The sequence below is a fragment of the Brevibacillus schisleri genome, from assembly GCF_055685845.1.
In genome coordinates this window covers 4,160,481-4,178,795 of sequence record NZ_JBVNDM010000001.1, presented here as the reverse complement: position 1 = coordinate 4,178,795, position 18,315 = coordinate 4,160,481, and the positions used below count along the sequence as shown (strand labels likewise).

Genomic DNA, 18,315 nt, shown 5'->3' with positions numbered 1-18,315 from the left:
CCGTGGCAAAAAAGGGAGCTCGCGATATCGCCCTCGATGTTTTGAACAGGGTAGAAGAACATAAGTCCTACAGCAATCTTGAGCTGCGCAATGTCTTGGATCGGGAAAATCTCAGTGCAGCAGATGCAGGGCTGGTGACAGAGCTTGTGTACGGTACCATACAGCGCAAGATGACGCTGGATCATGTCCTGTCCCATTTTGTCGGGAATAAAAAGGTTCAGACCTGGGTCCGTAATTTGTTGCGTCTCAGCTTGTATCAAATTCGCTTTTTGGACCGTATTCCTGAGCGCGCTGCCGTACACCAGGCGGTTGAAATCGCCAAGAAACGCGGTCACCAAGGGATTGCTTCGATGGTCAACGGTGTCTTGCGCAATGTGTTGCGTCAGCCGGATGTGTGGGAGCGTCAGCCAAAAGGCAGCCGTGCCTTGCAAATCGCCGTTGCCTATTCGCATCCGGAATGGCTTGTGCGTCAGTGGCTTAACGTATATGGCGAAGAGACGACGATTGCCATTTGCGAAGCCAACAACAGAACCCCGCATAGCGCTATCCGGGTCAATTCATGGAAAACGACGAAGGATCAAGTGCTGGACAAGCTGGCGGAAGAAGGGCTGGAAGGACAAGCGTCGTCTGTCAGTCCTCATGCTATTCTGATGGAAGGCGGACATGTAGCCGGCTCTCGCTTGTTCAAGGAAGGCTACTTCACGATCCAGGATGAGAGTTCCATGCTCGTAGCACCAGCTCTTGCTGCCCAACCAGGTATGCGTGTACTGGATGCTTGCGCGGCACCTGGTGGAAAAACAACGCACATAGCCGAAATGATGGAAAACCGCGGGGAAATCATAGCGAGTGACGTGCATCCGCACAAACGCGATCTGATTGCGAATGCAGCGAAAAGACTCGGGATTACGATCATCGAGCCAATCGTAAGTGATGCACTAGACCTGCCTGAAAAAGCGCTGGGAACTTTCGATCGAATCCTGCTGGATGCGCCATGCACCGGATTTGGCGTGATTCGTCGCAAGCCTGATCTGAAGTGGAACAAAACGCCGGAAGATGTCCGTGCGATTGCTCAGCTACAATACGAACTGCTCAAGACATTGGCGCCGCTACTCGCAGAGGGTGGTGTCATGGTTTACAGCACATGTACGATTGAGCCAGCAGAAAACCAGGAGATTGTTCGCCGCTTTGTTGAAGAACACCCTGATTTCGTATTCGATGATACACTGGCACAAGACCTGCCTGAGGCTGTCAGAGGGCATGTCGATGAAACCGGAGCCTGCGTGCAAATTTTGCCTCACCATTTCGAGAGTGATGGATTCTTTATCGCGCGATTGAAACGAAGAGGATAAGGTAACGGACGTACAAACAAGGGGTGGCGCACCAACAGGTGGAAAATGCCACTCCTTTGCCTTTGTTTGCGAGGGCTTGGATTGGTTTACACTAGGAAAAGCGACGCATTTGTGAATCTGGATGTCAAAACCGTTTGAAGCGAGACGCCCCACGAGGTACAATGATAGAATGGATTTAGGCAAGCAATGATTTTGAGGATGTGGAGATAGAATGCCGTTAACGACATTTACTGGCGCAAAGCCGCTTATTTACAGTTTAACGCAAGATGAAATGAAAGAATGGCTGGTTAGTGCCGGCGACAAAGCATTTCGTGCGCAACAAATTTTTGACTGGCTATATGTAAAACGCGTCACTTCTTTTGACGAGATGAGTAATTTGTCCAAGGAGCTGCGCGAAAAGCTGGCTGATACATTCCGCATGGAGCCACTCAAGGAAATCACACATCAGGAGTCGCAGGATGGGACGATTAAGTTTTTGTTCCAGCTTGTCGATGGTCATGCGATTGAGACGGTGATTATGCGTCATAATTACGGAAACAGCATTTGTGTCACGACACAGGTGGGCTGCCGTATCGGTTGTACGTTTTGTGCTTCTACATTAGGGGGACTGAAGCGTAACCTGGATGCAGGTGAAATCGTCTCTCAAGTATTGACGGCACAACGTAGATTGGATGCGGAAGGTGAGCGTGTCAGTCACGTTGTCGTCATGGGGATTGGGGAGCCGTTCGAGAACTTCGAGAGCTTGATGGCGTTCTTGTCCGTCATCAACGATAACCGTGGATTGAATATCGGTGCTCGTCACATTACGGTTTCCACCAGTGGAATTGTGCCGAAGATTTACGAGTTTGCTGAACGAGGCGGACAAGTGAACCTGGCGATTTCCCTGCACGCACCGAACACGGAGCTGAGGAGCCAGCTGATGCCGATCAACCGTGGCTTCCCGCTCGCTAAGCTGATGGAGGCATGTCACCATTACATTAACAAGACAGGGCGTCGCATCAGTTTTGAGTACGGTCTATTCGGCGGGAAAAACGATCAGCCCGAGCATGCAGAGGAGCTGGCCGAACTCATTGGCGACATGCTTTGCCACGTGAATCTGATCCCGGTGAACTACGTACCAGAGCGCGATTATGTACGCACGCCACGTAATGAGATTTTTCAGTTCAAACGCATTTTAGAGGAAAAAGGAATCAATGTGACCATCAGACGCGAGCAAGGCAGTGACATTGCTGCTGCTTGCGGACAATTGAGGGCACAACACGCTAAAGAAACCGTGGGGTGATGCCATGGAAATCGCGATGAAATCCCATGTTGGGCGCGTTCGTCAGGTTAACGAGGACTACTATGCCTGTGTGACCGATTTAAACGGACGCGTGCTCGCCATTGTAGCAGATGGTATGGGTGGCCATCAGGCTGGTGATATTGCCAGTCGCCTAGCTGTTGAGCGAATAGTGAAAGAACTGCGTCACCTAGATGGGGACCTCGAAGCAGAGGATGTGCGCGAGCAATTGATGAACGCCGTTCTGCTTGCGAATAAAGAAGTCTATGAATATGCGCTTGAACATCCGGAGTGCAGTGGCATGGGCACAACCGTAGTTGCTGCCTTGTTCGACCAATCCTCCGTGATTACCGCGCATATTGGTGACAGCCGTCTGTATTTTTACAACCAAGACGGACTGGTCATGAAAACAGAAGACCATTCCCTTGTCAATGAGCTGATGAAAAGTGGACAGATTACAGCCGAGGAGGCGTCTGTCCACCCTCACCGCAATGTTATTATGCGTTCACTCGGGACAGAACCGGATGTACTCATTGATCTTGGGCAGTTTGAATGGTCAGAGGGTGATATCGTCTTGATTTGCTCAGATGGATTGAGCAACAAGGTCAGTCATCCTTCCTTGGAAGAAAAGTTGCAGAAACAGATATCGTTACAAGCGAAGGTGGACGGTTTGGTGCAGGAAGCACTGGATGCTGGTGGGGAAGATAACATAACGCTGGTTGCCGTACGAAATACGCTTGATGCCGGTCAGAAAGAGGGGTGAGAGAGATGGAAGGTCAACGACTGGGAGGACGATACCAAATAGAATCCCGCGTCGGTGGGGGCGGTATGGCCATTGTATACAAGGCCAAAGATTTAATTTTGAATCGTCCAGTGGCAGTTAAAGTACTGCGTTCACAGTTTGGTACGGACGAAGATTTCGTAAATCGTTTCCGACGTGAAGCGCAGGCGGTGGCGAGCTTATCTCACCCCAATGTGGTTGGGGTGTATGATGTCGGTCAGGATGGCGATACCCATTACATGGTGATGGAGTACATAGAAGGCTATACGTTGAAAGAGGTCATCATTCAACGTGGTGCGCTGCCGGTAGAAGAGGCAGTGCGGATCGCCGAGCAAATTTGCGATGCACTCGATCATGCGCATCAAAACCAGATCATTCATCGAGATATTAAGCCGCATAATATTATGATTGGAAAAAATGGTCGGGTGAAGGTTACGGATTTCGGGATTGCGCGAGCCGTTACTTCAGCAACGATTACGCATACGAATGCGATGCTTGGCTCTGTCCATTATTTTTCGCCAGAGCAGGCGCGCGGTGGGATTACCGGGGAAAAATCCGATATTTACTCGCTGGGGATCGTCTTGTACGAAATGGTGACGGGTGAACTGCCGTTTTCCGGTGACTCGCCTATATCAGTGGCGCTCAAGCATTTGCAGGAGCCGCTTCCAGAGCCGCGCCAAGTCAATCCGGCTATCCCACAGAGTGTGGAAAATGTCATTTTGAAGGCGCTGGTAAAGGATCCATTTCTCAGATACGCATCCGCGAGTGAAATGCTAGAAGATTTGGAGACCTGCCTGTTCCCAGAGCGATTAAACGAAGAAAAGCTGACGTTCCCGGTGGATGAAGAAATGACGCGTGTGGTGCCGATCATCACACCTGACATGCTTGAAGGCGATACCAATGGCAAAACCGGAGGAGCGGGGCGTAGCCGCTATGAGCAGCGTACAGAAGAAGAGGATGCCAAACCAACGAAGAAAAAATGGTGGGTCAAAGCACTGTTCTGGGTAGGCGGTATCGGACTGTTTTTCGTACTGGCATTCTTCGGATTTAACTTACTGTTGAATCTGTTCCCGTCCGTTCCAGAGGCACAGGTGCCTCATGTGGAAGGGATCGAAGTGACGCTTGCTGAGAAAAAGATTCAGGATGCCAAACTTGTTGCCCGTATCGTCGAAGAAGCCAATGATACGATAGAAAAGGGAATGGTGATACGCCAGGACCCAGCACCTCCCATGCGGTTAAAGGAAAATTCCGTTGTGACCTTGTTTGTAAGCAAAGGACAACAAGAGATCAACATGCCAAATCTGGTTACGTTGCCGCGAGCAACAGCAGAGGAAGCATTGAAAAGCAATGGCTTTAAACTGGAGAATGTCACTTTCGTAGAGGAAGAGGACGACAAGGCTGAGGTAGGGACGGTTATCAAGCAATCTCCAGCCGCAAATGAAAAGGTCTTCCCGACTAAAACGAATGTGACGGTCACGATCAGTAAAGGGAAAACCTTCGTGAAAATGCCGGATGTCCGGAATAAATCCGTAGAGGTTGCGCAAGTAGAATTGTTCAAAAAAGGGCTGGCTGTCGGGAAAATCACCGAGGTACCTTCTTATACGACTGACAAACCAGGTATTGTTCTCAGCACTCACCCTTACGATCCGGGAATGGAAGTGCAAAAGGATGTAGCGATTCCGCTTGAGGTCAGCAATGGCCAATATCCGCAGGACGCCAAGCTGGCAAACGTTCCGGTTTATGTAGAGGTTGTACCTGGTGAACCACTGGAAGTGAAAATTGAAGTGACAGATGCTCGTGGAGAGGCAAAAGTTTTCCAGACGGAGACGATCACCGAAAATAAAGAGTACGATGTACCAATCGTCTTGGCGCCACAGAAGGACTCGGTAGTCAAGGTCTTTGTGAAACGATCAACTGATCAAGGCTTCAATGAATACCAGACGATTCCAGTTTCCTATAACAGCTTGCCATAGTGTAGTGGAGGGACATGAATGCCAGAAGGACGGATTGTGAAAGCGCTCAGCGGTTTCTATTATGTAGCCGACGAAGGGCGAATCTACAGTTGCCGTGCACGAGGGCTCTTCAAGAAAAAAGATGCAAAAGTAAACCCACTGGTTGGGGATTGGGTCGTCTACGATGCGATCAATGAGAAAGAAGGCTATATCATGGAGGTGGGCGAACGGACGAATGAGTTGGTTCGTCCGCCCATTTCCAATGTGGATCAGGCGGTACTCGTCTTTTCGATGTACAAGCCGATGTTTAGCCCGTTGCTGCTGGACAAGTTCCTGACGCACACGGAGCATGCAGGGATTGATTCCGTGATTGTCTTATCCAAAGCCGATCAAGTGTCGGAAGAAGAGGTCACCGAAATCGTGAAGAAGTATGAAGCGATCGGGTACCGCGTGATTCCGACCTCAACGGCGGATGAACGCGGTGTAGAGGACGTGCGTGAGATTTTGCGCGACCGTATTTCGGTTTTCGCCGGTCAGTCAGGTGTGGGTAAATCCTCCCTGATCAACATGCTGTTTCCGGGTGTCAGCTTGCAGACAGGAGATGTCAGCCAAAAGCTCGGACGCGGAAAGCATACAACGCGTCATGTCGAGCTGATTCCGCTTGCGGGCGGTGGCTATGTGGCAGACACACCGGGCTTCAGTTCATTGGAATTTATCGATTTCTCCGAGCTTGACCTGGCGGAATCCTTTCTGGACTTTGCCAATCGCAGCTCGGAATGCAAGTTCCGTGGCTGTCTTCACGTAAGCGAGCCAGCTTGTGCCGTGCAGGCCGCGCTGGAGGCTGGAGAAATCAGTGAACAGCGCTACGAGCACTACAAGCAATTCCGCGAAGAGCTAAAAGAATACCAACGGAGGAACAAATCATGGTAAAAATCGCACCTTCTATCCTATCTGCTGATTTTGCCCGTCTGGGTGAAGAAATTCTCGATGTCGAGAAGGGAGGAGCAGACTGGATTCACGTGGATGTGATGGATGGACACTTCGTTCCAAACATTACGATCGGTCCTCTGATTGTGGAAGCGATTCGTCCAGTGACCAAGCTGCCACTCGATGTGCACTTGATGATCGAGGAGCCAGATCGCTACATTCCGCAATTCGCGAAAAGTGGAGCAGACTGGATTACTGTTCATCAGGAAGCATGCCGTCATCTGCATCGCACGCTGTACTTGATCAAGGAGCAAGGTGTGAAAGCGGGAGTGGTATTGAACCCGGCTACACCGATTTCCACGATCGAGCCAGTCCTTGCTGATTTGGATATGGTTCTCCTCATGACAGTGAACCCTGGTTTTGGTGGACAAAAATTCATTCACAGCGTTGTGCCAAAGGTTGCCCAGTTGCGTCAAATGCTGAACGAGCGTGGCTTGGGGCATGTGGAAATCGAAATCGATGGCGGTGTCAACGCACAAACAGCACGTTTGTGCGAGGAAGCAGGAGCGACAGTCCTCGTTGCAGGAAGCGCAGTATTCAATCAGGAAAATCGCGGTCAAGCGATCGCTGCGATTCGTGGACAGTAAGAATAATGCTTAGCAGCTGTAAGCTGACGACGATATGCAATCGGCGTCAGCTTTTTTTTGTGCTTTCTTCTGTGAATAGTCCATTCGTAATCATCTGAATATTATAACTGATTATGTGATAAATCAATTAATAATAAAAATATAAGTATAATTATCGTTCAAACTACAAATAGGGTGAAATCAAATTAAGCTTACTCTAATAAGGGTTTTTGGTGATATATGAGTAAAGGTTAATTAACAAAAATAAAACATTTTGGAAAATATTGCTTTTTAATAAATATAATGATTAAATCAAATCATCCAGATAGTGGTAAAAATCCTGTCTGAGAGATACTGGCCAGTATCAAGTAATGTTGTTGCCCTCTAAAAAAAATCAGGAGTTGATAAAGTATGAAATCGTTATTGAAAAACAGTGTAGCGGTTCTCACCATTCTCTCCATCCTGCCATTTTCACAAACTGCCGTGCAGGCTGAACAAAAACATTCGGAGTCGATCTCGGCTTCTCAGGTAGACGTGCAAACGAAAAAATTGTCTATCGAAAAAGAAGGTACATTGTCAGCGGCTGAACGAGAGTTCGTAGGAAAAGTAAAAGATAAGAAGGGTGTACATCGCCAAGGCGACTTGTATGTAGTCTCCCGCGGTGAAATGCCTACCTCTGGTTATAGTCTGAAGGTTGTTGGAACAGAGCAAGGATGGGAAATGCTCAAGGTTTATGTAGAGCTGACAAACCCTACTCCAGAAGATATTACAATGCCAGCGCTGCATACACCTTATATCCTTGTGCGTGCAAGCCTGCCGCCATACACAACAATGGTGTTTATGGATGCAAAAACAGATAAGGTACTGTTCCGATAAACTGCTAGATGGATAAAGTAAAGAAGACCGGATGAATATATCCGGTCTTCTTTAGTCGGAACATGCTGTTGTACGCGCCAATCTGATAAAAATACCCCCTTAGAATCGTCGGAAAACGGGTGGTTTTTCCAATAACCAATCGAAGGGGGCTCGTCGCAGAGTTGCTATTTTCTATGTAAGATGAGTAGTAATTTAAGGCTGATCCGATGTTACATACGTACCTGCGATCAAATCATGGAGCGAGCGTTTATCCTGACGAACAGCAACCATGATGGCACTGACGATTATACCAATACCGAGTGTAATGACGTACACGATCCCTCCGACCAAATTGCGTAGCAGCATGGTTCCGATTCCTACAGGATCTCCATCGATACGGGCGATGCGAATACCGGCAATTCGTTTGCCCACTGTATAGCCGTGCCAAAATACAGGTACAAGAAGGTTGTAAAGTGAAGTAATGATATTGGTAACAAGATTGTCTTCTGTATTGCCTGTAATGATATAGGTGATCAGTAGTAGCGGTATTCCGATAATGATTGCATCAAGCAGACCGGCACCGAGCCGGCGCCAAAATCCAACAGGATTGCTTGGTGATGTGAAGTTTGATTCCATGGTTCCCTCTCCTTGTTATTCGAATAGGTATATATATGTCTGCCCATTCGAAAATAGTGCAGATAAGGCTCCGTCGTTAGGTAGACGGAGCCTTAAATTTCCATAAAATTATACACCTGTAAATTTATTATGACAAGGTTAAAAACATCCGAAGCATGACGGCAATCCTGCCAGGTATGGCGTCAATGGTGATATGCTCATGGGAAGCGTGGGCTCCATCACCAACAGGTCCCAAACCGTCAAGCGTTGGTGTTCCTGCATCTGCGGCGAAGTTTCCGTCGCTAGTTCCACCGACACCTTGCTCCGTCAATTCAAAACCTTCCAGACGTGCTTGCTCCTGCGCATGCAAGAATAGTTGCTCAGTACCAGCAGTTCGTTCCATAGGAGGCTTGGTGATTCCGCCTTCCACGAACAGCTTGGCTTCCGGATGGACAGGGGTCAGCTGACTCATCAATCGGGTAATACGCTCGCTTTCCTCGCGACTTTGGATCCGCACATCAATTTCCGTCATGGCAAAGTCAGGCACGACGTTCGATGCACTTCCGCCTGTAATGGTACCGACGGATAAGGTTGTGCCCGCTTCATAATTTGTAAATGATTGAATAGCGAGGACGTGGTGAGCCAGCTCAGCAATCGCATTGACCCCCTTGGCATGATCATTGCCCGCATGCGCAGCGCGGCCCGTTACTTTTAAAATGAAGTCTCCTCCGCCTTTGCGGCTTGTTTTCAAAGAGCCATCTCCAGCGGCGGGCTCCAGTACCAATGCATATTTACTCCTTTTTGCTTCCTCTCTAATGAGCATTTCGGAGGAAACACTGCCAATCTCTTCGTCGGTATTCCAAAAAAAGACGAGCTTATTTTGGGGCGAAAGATTATGTTCCATCATGGCGCGCAGGGCAAAATAGCTAAAAACGATTCCCGCTTTCATGTCATATGTACCAGGCCCATAGAGTCGGCCATTTTCCTCGCGACAAGGCTCAACGGCTAATGTTCCAATCTCTTTTACGGTATCGAAGTGACCGAGAATGAGGATTTGTTCGTCGCCGTCTCATATACTCCATTCGCAGCTGATTTCCGTATTGCTCTTGTGGCAAACTCTCCACCCGACACCCCAATTGGCGAAAGCGTTCTGCAATCAGGCTGCCTAATCGATCGACAGCTTGCTTGTTATGGGTGGGTGTTTCCATCTCTACATATGTACGCAGTTCCTCGATAATTTCTGGGAGATGCTGCTGAAAATAGGACGTCCAGTTTTTCTCCATGTCAGCCTCCTGTAATTCCTTTTACTAGCACTAAAACCTTGTTTGCTTTTCTGCCACAAAAATAAAGATTTGTATATAAAATTCTGGATATTCCGTATTTAAAATGTAAGTAAAAAATGATTGAAATTGTTCAGATTATGAGTAAAATAATCATTGTAATGCATAAATATAAGTTTTCATGCAAATTAATACTGCGAATAGACTGCTTTATGCGTAAAAATCATAACAACGGGGGTTCATCATGAAGAAAACAAAATCATTTATTTCTCTGGCACTTACTTCTATGCTTGCGGCAGTCGTGATCGCTGGATGCGGTACAGGCAATCAAACCGCAACAGGACAAGCACCTGCACCTTCAGCTGGCGACAAGAAAACATTGGTCATGGCTACTTCTGCTGAATATAAGCCGTATGAATATCACGATCTGAGCAGCGGAAAAGATGAGATTGTCGGGTTTGACATTGATATCGCGAAATACATTGCAAAAGAGCTCGGCTACGAACTGCAAATCAACGACATGAACTTTGACGGGCTTATTCCGGCACTGCAAACGAATCGCGCGGACTTCGTTATGGCGGGCATGACAGCAACACCTGAGCGCGCGAAGAACGTTGATTTCTCCACCATCTATTACGATGCGAAAAATACGATCGTAGCAAAGAAAGACAGCAATCTGACCAAGCCTGAGCAATTGGCTGGCAAAAAAGTGGCGGTACAGCTCGGTTCTATTCAGGAAGGGGCAGCAAAGGAACTTGCAAAGACTGTTTCCGGCTTGCAGATCACTTCGCTGAACAAGCTGCCTGAGATCGTGGAAGAAGTAAAGACGGGTCGTGTAGATGCTGCCATTATTGAGGACACGGTAGCGAAAGGTTTTGTGGCAAACAATGATTCTCTACAATTCACCACAATGGAAGAAAATGAAAAGAATGGCTCCGCTGTTGCGTTCCCAAAAGGATCGCCGCACGTACAGAAATTTAATGAAGTGATTAAAAAGATGCAAGACAATGGAGAAATGGACAAGCTGATTCAAAAATGGTTCGGTCAATAATCTCTCCAGACAACGACGAATAACTGCATAAGCAGCAAGAGGGGAGAATGGGCATGAATTTGGATTTTGCACAAATCGTGCCCTATATTCCTTTCATATTGGAAGGGATAAAGGGCACGCTACTTGTTACCTTGATTTCGGTTGTATTAGGATTTTTCTGGGGCTCCATTCTCGCACTCATTAAAATTTCGAATGTGAAATTGCTAAACTGGCTCGCGGTTGCCTACACGTCTGTTTTCCGCGGGACACCTTTGATTTTGCAATTGACCTTTGTATATTTTGCAACGCCACAGCTTACTGGTTACAATATTTCACAACTGGAAGCAGCTGTATTGACGTTTACATTAAACTCAGGTGCATACATTTCCGAGACCATTCGTGGTGGCATTTTGGCGGTGGATAAAGGGCAGTGGGAAGCGGCTAAAGCGCTTGGGGTACCTTATCACCGGATGATGCTCGACATTATTTTGCCGCAGGCTGTCAAAAATATCTTGCCGGCTCTTGTCAATGAAACGATTGCACTCTTGAAGGAATCCGCACTCGTTTCCACGATTGGTCTTGCAGACATCATGCAGAACGCGAATGTAGTCAAAGGCACCATCTTCCGCTATTTTGAGCCATACATGATAGCCGGTATCCTGTACTATGTCATGGTTATGATCCTGACTTGGGTAGCTCGCGTACTGGAACGGAGGATGAGACTCAGTGATTAAAATTGATAACATTACGAAGTCATTCGGACAACTGAATGTGTTGAAGGGCATCACGACGAACATCGGAAAAGGGGAGGTTGTCGCCATCATCGGTCCATCTGGATCGGGTAAGTCAACGCTATTGCGCTGCATTAATCTGATGGAGACACCAACGACGGGTACCATTACAATCAACGGACAGGAAATCACCACGCCAAAAGCCGACGTGATGGGCATTCGCCAACAAATCGGGATGGTTTTCCAGCATTTTCACCTGTTTCCGCATATGACCGTGTTGAAAAACTTGACCTATGCTCCGATGAAAGTAAAAGGCATGTCTGCGGCTGAAGCGGAAAAGAAGGCGCGCGAGCTATTGGCACGTGTAGGGCTGGCAGATAAAGCGGATGCCTTTCCTTCGCGCTTGTCAGGAGGTCAAAAGCAGCGTGTAGCTATTGCCCGTTCGCTTGTGATGGAGCCGCAAATCATGCTCTTTGACGAGCCGACCTCTGCTCTTGACCCTGAGATGGTCAAGGAGGTTTTGGAGGTTATGAAGGGGCTGGCTGATAGCGGAATGACCATGGCAATCGTCACGCATGAAATGCGCTTTGCCGAAGAGGTGTCAGACCGTATTTTGTTCCTCGATGATGGCCGTCTCTTGGAGGATACGCCACCGGAAGAGTTTTTCCAAAAGCCAAGAAGTGAACGTGCCCAGCAGTTTTTGGAGAAAGTTCGGTAATACAACTAGCCGCAGTGCCGATGAGGCAGCGGCTTTTTTCTTTGACACGAGCATAGACTTGGGCTAGAATCAGAAACATTATCGGTGTAAAAAAATTTTTATTTATTCTATTTTGAGGAGTGACTATATTGGATCGTCAACGGTTGGTCATTTTGTTGGAAATGGCGATGATGGCGGCTCTTGCAATTGTGTTTAGTCAGATCAAGGTTTTCGAAATGCCACAGGGTGGCTCTGTGTCCCTTGTGATGGTGCCAATCGCATTGATCGCTGTTCGCCGTGGACTCGCTGCTGGTGTCGTGACAGGGCTTGTTGTCGGATTTCTTCAATTGCTCTTGGGCAGTACAGTTGTTCATCCGGTTCAGCTGTTGCTGGATTATCCGCTTGCTTTTGGTGCGCTTGGTCTCGCTGGGCTTTTTCGTCTGTCTGGCTACGAAGGAACGAAGCAACGAATCATGGTACTGTGGAGCGGCTTGTTCATTGGCGTGATTGCGCGATTTGTCTGCCATTTTCTATCGGGGATTATTTGGTTTGGCAGCTATGCGCCAGAAGGTGTGCCAGTCTGGCAATATTCCCTCATTTATAACATCACATATCTGCTGCCAGAAATGATTATCGCGGGAGTCGTCCTGACAGTTGTGCTTAGCAGTGCATCACAGCTGCTGCTCCCCGCACGCGATCGAGTTGCATAAAAAAGGAAAAAACGGTATCATGTACAAACTATCCACATAATGTAATCAGGCAGCGAGTTTTCGTTGCCTGATTTTTTACTGCTTAGACATCTACTTTTTCATGTGGCAGGATACATGTTTATCCGACAGCAGAATATGATGTAATATGCACGTTTTTGAGAACACCTAAAGGAGGTGCTTACGCGAAATGGGATTGCGCTCCTATCGCCTGCGACAGGGGGGCGCCTTGCGACGTGTTCTCGGGGTTGCGTTGGCTGTCGGGGGAATCACCATCTTCCTGTATTGGGCACCTCCGTGGGTTTGGTATAGCCTATTGGCATTAGCACTCATAGGGGCCGGCGTGTATTTGTATCGTGTGTAGTAATTTCGGTGAGGAGGGGTAGCATGCGGTTTTACACCATCAAGTTGCCGAAGTTCCTGGGTGGCATGATTCGGGGCATCATTGAGGCGTTCAACAAGAAAAAGTGAAGCTTCGGCCCCGAGCCTCCCTTTGGGAGAAGAGTGGAGAAACGGGAGAAATGCAAAAAAGCACCTCGAGGGTGCTTTTTTTCGCATAGCTGAAATCAACTATACGCGAGTTACGAGACCGGATTTCAGTGCTCGAGTACTTACATAAACGCGCTTCGGTTTTCCATTTACGAGAATGCGCACTTTTTGTACGTTGACACCCCAGGTGCGGCGAGTTGCGCGCATGGAGTGGGAGCGAGCGTTTCCAGCTTTAGCAGATTTACCTGTTACAAAGCAACGACGTGCCATTACGATCCACCTCCCTTGTTACATCTAAACGGGATTTCCTTTGTGGGAAATACAAATACTCGACTATATTAGCACACCATTGCTGTCAATTGCAATACTTGACAAGATGATTTCCCACGTCTTTCTCGTAGGGTTGATAGGATCGACAAAACGCTTCATTTCTATTAAGTGTTAGTGTAGAATTGTAAGGAAGCATGGTTACGCTTACCTATGACGGTCAAGCTGTTCTAACAGAGGAGGAGTCCTTGCATGACAGTGGAAATGAATACATCGCTAGGAAAGATCGATGTTACCGAAGACGTGATCGCACGGATTGCTGGAGGCGCGGCCATGGAAGTTTTTGGACTTGTGGGCATGGCTTCTCGCAAAGCGTTGAAAGATGGAATCGCTGAGTTGTTAGGAAGAGACAACCTGAGCAAGGGTGTCGTCGTTCATAACACAAATGGCGAAGTAGTTTTGGACATGCACATTATCGTCAGCTATGGCGTGAAAATTTCCGAGGTGGCAGGCAACGTTCAACGCCGTGTTCGATATACCTTGGAGCAAACGGTAGGCATTGATGTGACTGCTGTTAATATTTTTGTGCAGGGAGTTCGTACAGACAGGGATATGTAAGGAGGAACATCAGTTGGTACATACGCGTCTAGATGGCGTGCTGTTTAGCCGGATGGTTTACCTGGGGGCGAACCTTTTATCCGACAACGTCAGAGTAGTGGATGGATTAAACGTCTTTCCTGTGCCGGATGGCGATACGGGGACAAACATGAATTTGACTTTCTCTTCCGGTGTGGAGGAGCTAACTCGAAAAGAATCCCCCCGAATCACTGAATCGGCAGCTGCTTTGGCAAAAGGTCTGTTAATGGGCGCGCGCGGTAACTCCGGCGTGATTTTGTCCCAGTTATTCCGTGGCTTCAGCAAATCAGTCAATGGAAAAGATGAGGTTAACGCCCGTCAGTTTGCCGATGCCTTGAAAGCTGGTGTTGACTCTGCGTATCAAGCAGTGATGAAGCCGGTAGAAGGCACGATTTTGACTGTTGCCCGTGAAGCGGCGGAGATGGCTGTGCGTGCAGCACGCACTTCAGATGATATTATCTCTGTCATGGAAAAAACATACGAGCAGGCACAAACTACGCTATTGCGTACACCGGAAATGCTGCCTGTTCTAAAAGAAGTGGGCGTAGTCGACTCAGGTGGACAAGGTCTCTTGTTTATTTATGAAGGGTTTTTGCGAGCATTGCGCGGGGAAGAGCTATCTGCTGATCGTGAGCGTTCGGTACCCAAAATCGGTCAGCAAGAGCTGGACAAGCTCATCTCCGAGCAGCATAATGCGCAAATCCACATGAAAACGGAAGACATCACGTACGGGTACTGTACGGAGTTTATGGTTCATGTCGCGAATAGCACAGAGCCGAACAAAAAAGCGTTCTCAGAAGCGCTGTTCCGCAGCCATCTGGATACGATGGGCGATTCACTGCTCGTCGTCTCTGATGATGAAGTGGTCAAGGTACATATTCATGCAGAGCATCCGGGAAGCGTCCTGCAATACGCTCAGCAATTCGGTAGCCTGCATCGATTGAAGATAGAAAACATGCGCGAGCAGCATGCGAACATTCTCAAAGCGGAAGAGAGCAAAGGACAGGCGAAGCCAGAAACAGCTGCTCAACCTGTTGCAGACCTGCTTCCTTACGGATTGATCGCGGTAGCTGCTGGTGAGGGAATTGCTACGATTCTGCGCAGCATGGGTGTGCATGTGGTAGTAGAGGGCGGCCAAACGATGAACCCGAGCACAGAGGACTTCATGAAGGCCATCGAGGGGCTCCGTGCAGAGCACATCATCATCCTGCCAAACAACAGCAATATCATCATGGCAGCACAGCAGGCATCCGAGCTCGCTGAAGTTCCTGTTTCTGTCATACCGACGAAGAGCATTCCGCAGGGATTGGCAGCACTGATCAGCTTCCGCGTGGATGTTGAACCAGAAGTGAACGTGCAAGCGATGACCAAGGCGATTGCTCAGGTGAAAACAGGGATGGTGACCCACGCGGTTCGCGACACGCAAATGGGTGAGGTACAAATCAAAGAAGGCGATTTTATCGGCATGGCTGAGAAAGAAATCGTCACAGCAGGTCCCGACTTGTTAGCTTGCGCCACGACGCTACTCTTGGGAATGGTGGATGAAGACTCCGAAATCATTACGATATTCTTAGGAGAAGATGCGACAGAAGATCAGGCTCATGCTTTGGAAAAAGCTTTGTCCGATCCATTCCCGGATGTGGAAGTTGAGATCCAGGCAGGCGGTCAACCGTTGTATCCATTCATTTTTTCTGTCGAGTAAAAGCCGATTTTTTGAACACGAATGAATAGGGAGAGGAGCGATCGAGAATGCCAATTGTGATTCTTACCGACAGCGCGTCTGATATCGATGCGTCTGCCAGGCAGTCATTGGGGATCGTGGCCGTCCCGTTGAAAATCATGTTTGGGGCGGAAACGTATGTGGACGCAGTCACTATCTCGTCTTCGGAGTTTTTCGATAAGCTGAAGCAATCGAGCGTGATGCCGACGACCTCGCAGCCGTCTCCGCTTGAATTTGCCGAAGCGTATAAAGCAATTCATGAGAAATATGGCAAGGACGTGCAAATTATTGCCATACTTTTATCTGGTTCCTTATCGGGAACGTATCAATCAGCGATGATCGCCAAGTCGATGTTGGACGAAAATATCGACATTACGGTGATCGATTCTCGCAAAGCTTCGTTTGTTCATGGAATGATCTGTGTGGAGGCTGCCAAAGCCGCTCAAGCAGGCAAGAACAAGGAACAAATTCTGGATCAGATTGATCGTTATTTGGATGAGGTGCAGGTATACTTTATTGTGGATACGCTGGAGTTCCTGCAAAAAGGCGGTCGAATTGGCAAAGCATCTGCCGTCATCGGTTCGCTCTTGAATATCAAGCCGATTTTGACGCTGGATCCTGCTGGGTACGTGTCTGCTTTTGACAAGGTACGAGGGACAAAGAAAGCTCTGAATCGCGTATTTGAAGCGTTGCAGGAATACGCGCAAGGCGAGCCTGTGAAAATCGCTGTACTGCACAGCAGTGTTCCGGATCAAGCGGCTGAGCTCTTGGAGCGACTCAAGCAAGAGTTTTCGGTAACGGACTCTTGGTTGGAAGAGATTGGTCCCGTGATCGGTACGCATACAGGTCCAGGTCTACTTGGGATCGTCATGGTAAAAAATCAGTAAGGCATATATGGTATGGAGAGGAGCTTCCCTGAGGCAGGGGGCTTCTTTTTTTCATAGTCTTGAAAATAAGGGGGAGGTTTTGGTGAATAAGGATGAATTCCTTATTGAGTTGGAGGATATTGTGTATGACTCTCTTTTTATTGGGGGCCATAAAGATGATTTGAATAAAGAAATTTCTGCTAATATGTGGTCTATTTCTTTAAGTATGCAGTTAGCTAGTCAGTTCACAGTTTCTGATTTTATGAACTTTTTTCATACAGTAATAGCGAATAGACAACAGCAAATTGTAAAATCAAATAGTGATCATGGAATGCTGTTATATGTTTGGTTCGATTGGCAGGCTTCGCAACTAAGATTTAATCTTATCTCTCAGATTCATGAAAGACTCCCTTTTAGCGGAAAAATTGAAATCCTTGATGAGCTTGAACCAATCATTAACGAGTTTATTCACTTCCCTTATCATGAGGGAATTCCAATAGGAGAAACAGCAAACGAAGGAAATGATGTTCAAGCAGATTTCGACCAAGAACCAGATCCCGTAAAGGTATTCCTAACTTCACTTCCAAAGAAATAAAATGAAATTTATGAAGTTTGCACGTATACCATGCTGGTCGTGGGATCTCTTTTTTCACTGGGAGTTTTTTCATTTATCCTGATTTGTCCGCATGTTGTCTGCGTAAAACGATTATGATTGCCTTACGTACAGTTTCCTCTGTAGCGCTTTCAAAGGCTGTAGGATACAATGAAAGTGAATCTTGTTGAACCCCTTGTGATTCAGGAGGAGAACCGGTTGAAGTACAAAAGCGTATTTGATATTATCGGTCCAATCATGGTTGGGCCATCTAGCTCCCATACGGCTGGTGCAGCTCGTATCGGTCGTGTGGCTCGCAAGCTGTTTGGCAGAATGCCTTTGCGAGCAGAAATTGTTTTTTACGGCTCATTTGCAAAAACGTATCAAGGACATGGTTCTGATGTGGCGACAGTGGCAGGAATTCTTGACTTTGACACGTCGGATTTGCGTCTAAAAAATTCGCTGGTGATTGCAGAAAAAGCTGGCATGCAAGTGGAGTTGTCCACTTCTGATGTTTTGACAGAGCACCCGAACACGGCGCGGATCAAGTTGTCTGATGATGAGCATCAGATCGAAATCGTGGGTGTTTCCATTGGTGGCGGGAAGATCGAAGTGCTGGAAGTGAACGGGTTTTCCTTTCAGTTGGGCTTCGATACACCGACGCTCTTGGTTTTACATGAAGATCGCTTTGGGATGATTGCGGCTGTGGCAAAGGTACTGACGCAGCACAACATTAATGTGGGACTCATGGAAGTGTCTCGACACACACGCGGCTCGCGTGCTTTGATGGCAATCGAAACAGATTCGACGATCTCTCCGGAAGTCCTGGAGGAAATTCGTCAAATCCCCCATATCTTTGAGGTATCCCTGCTCGCATTGAACTAAGCAAAAGGACGAGCAGGATTAGAGGAGTGAA

Annotated in this window: 22 protein-coding genes; 18 read left to right on the top strand and 4 right to left on the bottom strand. The window is 47.8% G+C overall.

All coding sequences use genetic code 11. The features are described 5' to 3' along the window. Positions 1-2 precede the first annotated feature (2 nt). The 7 genes from rsmB to ACUUHJ_RS19625 all read left to right on the top strand — a co-directional run bounded on the left by rsmB (position 3) and on the right by ACUUHJ_RS19625 (position 7,790). The gene (rsmB, locus tag ACUUHJ_RS19655) at positions 3-1,349 is read left to right on the top strand and encodes a 16S rRNA (cytosine(967)-C(5))-methyltransferase RsmB (RefSeq protein ID WP_289673563.1); all 1,347 of its coding nucleotides are present in this window, start codon (positions 3-5) and stop codon (positions 1,347-1,349) included. 211 nt (positions 1,350-1,560) lie between these two features. After that, the gene (rlmN, locus tag ACUUHJ_RS19650) at positions 1,561-2,631 is read left to right on the top strand and encodes a dual-specificity RNA methyltransferase RlmN (RefSeq protein WP_048033654.1); all 1,071 of its coding nucleotides are present in this window, start codon (positions 1,561-1,563) and stop codon (positions 2,629-2,631) included. Between the two features lie 4 nt (positions 2,632-2,635). Further along, positions 2,636-3,391, top strand: coding sequence for a Stp1/IreP family PP2C-type Ser/Thr phosphatase (locus tag ACUUHJ_RS19645; protein ID WP_015891991.1), 756 nt, complete (start codon positions 2,636-2,638; stop codon positions 3,389-3,391). Positions 3,392-3,396: 5 nt separating this feature from the next. Further along, positions 3,397-5,382: a Stk1 family PASTA domain-containing Ser/Thr kinase gene (pknB, locus tag ACUUHJ_RS19640; protein ID WP_472299683.1), complete on the top strand. Its 1,986-nt coding sequence runs from the start codon at positions 3,397-3,399 to the stop codon at positions 5,380-5,382. Between the two features lie 18 nt (positions 5,383-5,400). After that, positions 5,401-6,291: a ribosome small subunit-dependent GTPase A gene (gene rsgA / locus ACUUHJ_RS19635; RefSeq protein ID WP_472299682.1), complete on the top strand. Its 891-nt coding sequence runs from the start codon at positions 5,401-5,403 to the stop codon at positions 6,289-6,291. After that, complete coding sequence (rpe, locus tag ACUUHJ_RS19630; protein ID WP_015891988.1) at positions 6,285-6,935, top strand: ribulose-phosphate 3-epimerase; 651 nt, start codon at positions 6,285-6,287, stop codon at positions 6,933-6,935. The genes rsgA and rpe overlap by 7 nt, the downstream gene beginning before the upstream one ends. 390 nt (positions 6,936-7,325) lie before the next feature. Continuing rightward, entirely contained in the window at positions 7,326-7,790 is a 465-nt protein-coding gene (locus ACUUHJ_RS19625; protein WP_472299681.1) for a protease complex subunit PrcB family protein, read from the top strand. 192 nt (positions 7,791-7,982) lie between these two features. On the opposite strand, the gene ACUUHJ_RS19620 is transcribed toward ACUUHJ_RS19625, so the two are convergent. The 3 genes from ACUUHJ_RS19620 to ACUUHJ_RS19610 all read right to left on the bottom strand — a co-directional run bounded on the left by ACUUHJ_RS19620 (position 7,983) and on the right by ACUUHJ_RS19610 (position 9,667). Further along, a complete protein-coding gene (locus ACUUHJ_RS19620) occupies positions 7,983-8,405 on the bottom strand; it encodes an RDD family protein (RefSeq protein ID WP_396471176.1) in 423 nt (140 codons plus the stop codon). A 127-nt stretch (positions 8,406-8,532) separates the two neighbouring features. Next, positions 8,533-9,402 carry a M20 family metallopeptidase gene (locus tag ACUUHJ_RS19615; protein ID WP_472301222.1) on the bottom strand — a complete coding sequence of 290 codons (870 nt, stop codon included), beginning with the start codon at positions 9,400-9,402 and terminating at the stop codon, positions 8,533-8,535. After that, a complete protein-coding gene (locus ACUUHJ_RS19610) occupies positions 9,383-9,667 on the bottom strand; it encodes a hypothetical protein (protein ID WP_472299680.1) in 285 nt (94 codons plus the stop codon). The genes ACUUHJ_RS19615 and ACUUHJ_RS19610 overlap by 20 nt, the downstream gene beginning before the upstream one ends. Positions 9,668-9,908: 241 nt before the next feature. Here ACUUHJ_RS19610 and ACUUHJ_RS19605 point away from each other — a divergent pair, with 241 nt between their 5' ends. The 6 genes from ACUUHJ_RS19605 (at position 9,909) to spoVM (ending at position 13,300) form a co-directional block, all read left to right on the top strand. Further along, positions 9,909-10,715: a transporter substrate-binding domain-containing protein gene (locus ACUUHJ_RS19605; protein ID WP_472299679.1), complete on the top strand. Its 807-nt coding sequence runs from the start codon at positions 9,909-9,911 to the stop codon at positions 10,713-10,715. A gap of 53 nt (positions 10,716-10,768) precedes the next feature. Continuing rightward, the gene (locus tag ACUUHJ_RS19600; protein ID WP_048035888.1) at positions 10,769-11,428 is read left to right on the top strand and encodes an amino acid ABC transporter permease; all 660 of its coding nucleotides are present in this window, start codon (positions 10,769-10,771) and stop codon (positions 11,426-11,428) included. After that, the gene (locus ACUUHJ_RS19595; protein ID WP_289673555.1) at positions 11,421-12,143 is read left to right on the top strand and encodes an amino acid ABC transporter ATP-binding protein; all 723 of its coding nucleotides are present in this window, start codon (positions 11,421-11,423) and stop codon (positions 12,141-12,143) included. The genes ACUUHJ_RS19600 and ACUUHJ_RS19595 overlap by 8 nt, the downstream gene beginning before the upstream one ends. 128 nt (positions 12,144-12,271) lie before the next feature. Continuing rightward, positions 12,272-12,832, top strand: coding sequence for an energy-coupled thiamine transporter ThiT (gene thiT / locus ACUUHJ_RS19590; RefSeq protein ID WP_016741986.1), 561 nt, complete (start codon positions 12,272-12,274; stop codon positions 12,830-12,832). A gap of 187 nt (positions 12,833-13,019) precedes the next feature. Then, a complete protein-coding gene (locus ACUUHJ_RS19585; RefSeq protein WP_007728365.1) occupies positions 13,020-13,193 on the top strand; it encodes a hypothetical protein in 174 nt (57 codons plus the stop codon). Between the two features lie 23 nt (positions 13,194-13,216). Then, the gene (gene spoVM / locus ACUUHJ_RS19580; protein WP_005831022.1) at positions 13,217-13,300 is read left to right on the top strand and encodes a stage V sporulation protein SpoVM; all 84 of its coding nucleotides are present in this window, start codon (positions 13,217-13,219) and stop codon (positions 13,298-13,300) included. A 99-nt stretch (positions 13,301-13,399) separates the two neighbouring features. On the opposite strand, the gene rpmB is transcribed toward spoVM, so the two are convergent. Beyond that, positions 13,400-13,588: a 50S ribosomal protein L28 gene (rpmB, locus tag ACUUHJ_RS19575; protein WP_005831020.1), complete on the bottom strand. Its 189-nt coding sequence runs from the start codon at positions 13,586-13,588 to the stop codon at positions 13,400-13,402. Between the two features lie 249 nt (positions 13,589-13,837). Between rpmB and ACUUHJ_RS19570 the strand changes: the two genes are divergently transcribed. The 5 genes from ACUUHJ_RS19570 to sdaAB all read left to right on the top strand — a co-directional run bounded on the left by ACUUHJ_RS19570 (position 13,838) and on the right by sdaAB (position 18,284). Beyond that, positions 13,838-14,203 (top strand): Asp23/Gls24 family envelope stress response protein, encoded by a 366-nt coding sequence (locus tag ACUUHJ_RS19570; RefSeq protein WP_007728362.1) that lies wholly within the window; start codon positions 13,838-13,840, stop codon positions 14,201-14,203. Between the two features lie 13 nt (positions 14,204-14,216). Further along, a complete protein-coding gene (locus tag ACUUHJ_RS19565; protein WP_472299678.1) occupies positions 14,217-15,923 on the top strand; it encodes a DAK2 domain-containing protein in 1,707 nt (568 codons plus the stop codon). A gap of 47 nt (positions 15,924-15,970) precedes the next feature. Next, the gene (locus ACUUHJ_RS19560) at positions 15,971-16,828 is read left to right on the top strand and encodes a DegV family protein (RefSeq protein ID WP_289673552.1); all 858 of its coding nucleotides are present in this window, start codon (positions 15,971-15,973) and stop codon (positions 16,826-16,828) included. Positions 16,829-16,910: 82 nt separating this feature from the next. Next, the gene (locus tag ACUUHJ_RS19555; protein WP_289673551.1) at positions 16,911-17,402 is read left to right on the top strand and encodes a hypothetical protein; all 492 of its coding nucleotides are present in this window, start codon (positions 16,911-16,913) and stop codon (positions 17,400-17,402) included. A gap of 216 nt (positions 17,403-17,618) precedes the next feature. Beyond that, complete coding sequence (sdaAB, locus tag ACUUHJ_RS19550) at positions 17,619-18,284, top strand: L-serine ammonia-lyase, iron-sulfur-dependent subunit beta (RefSeq protein WP_472299677.1); 666 nt, start codon at positions 17,619-17,621, stop codon at positions 18,282-18,284. Positions 18,285-18,315 lie beyond the last annotated feature (31 nt).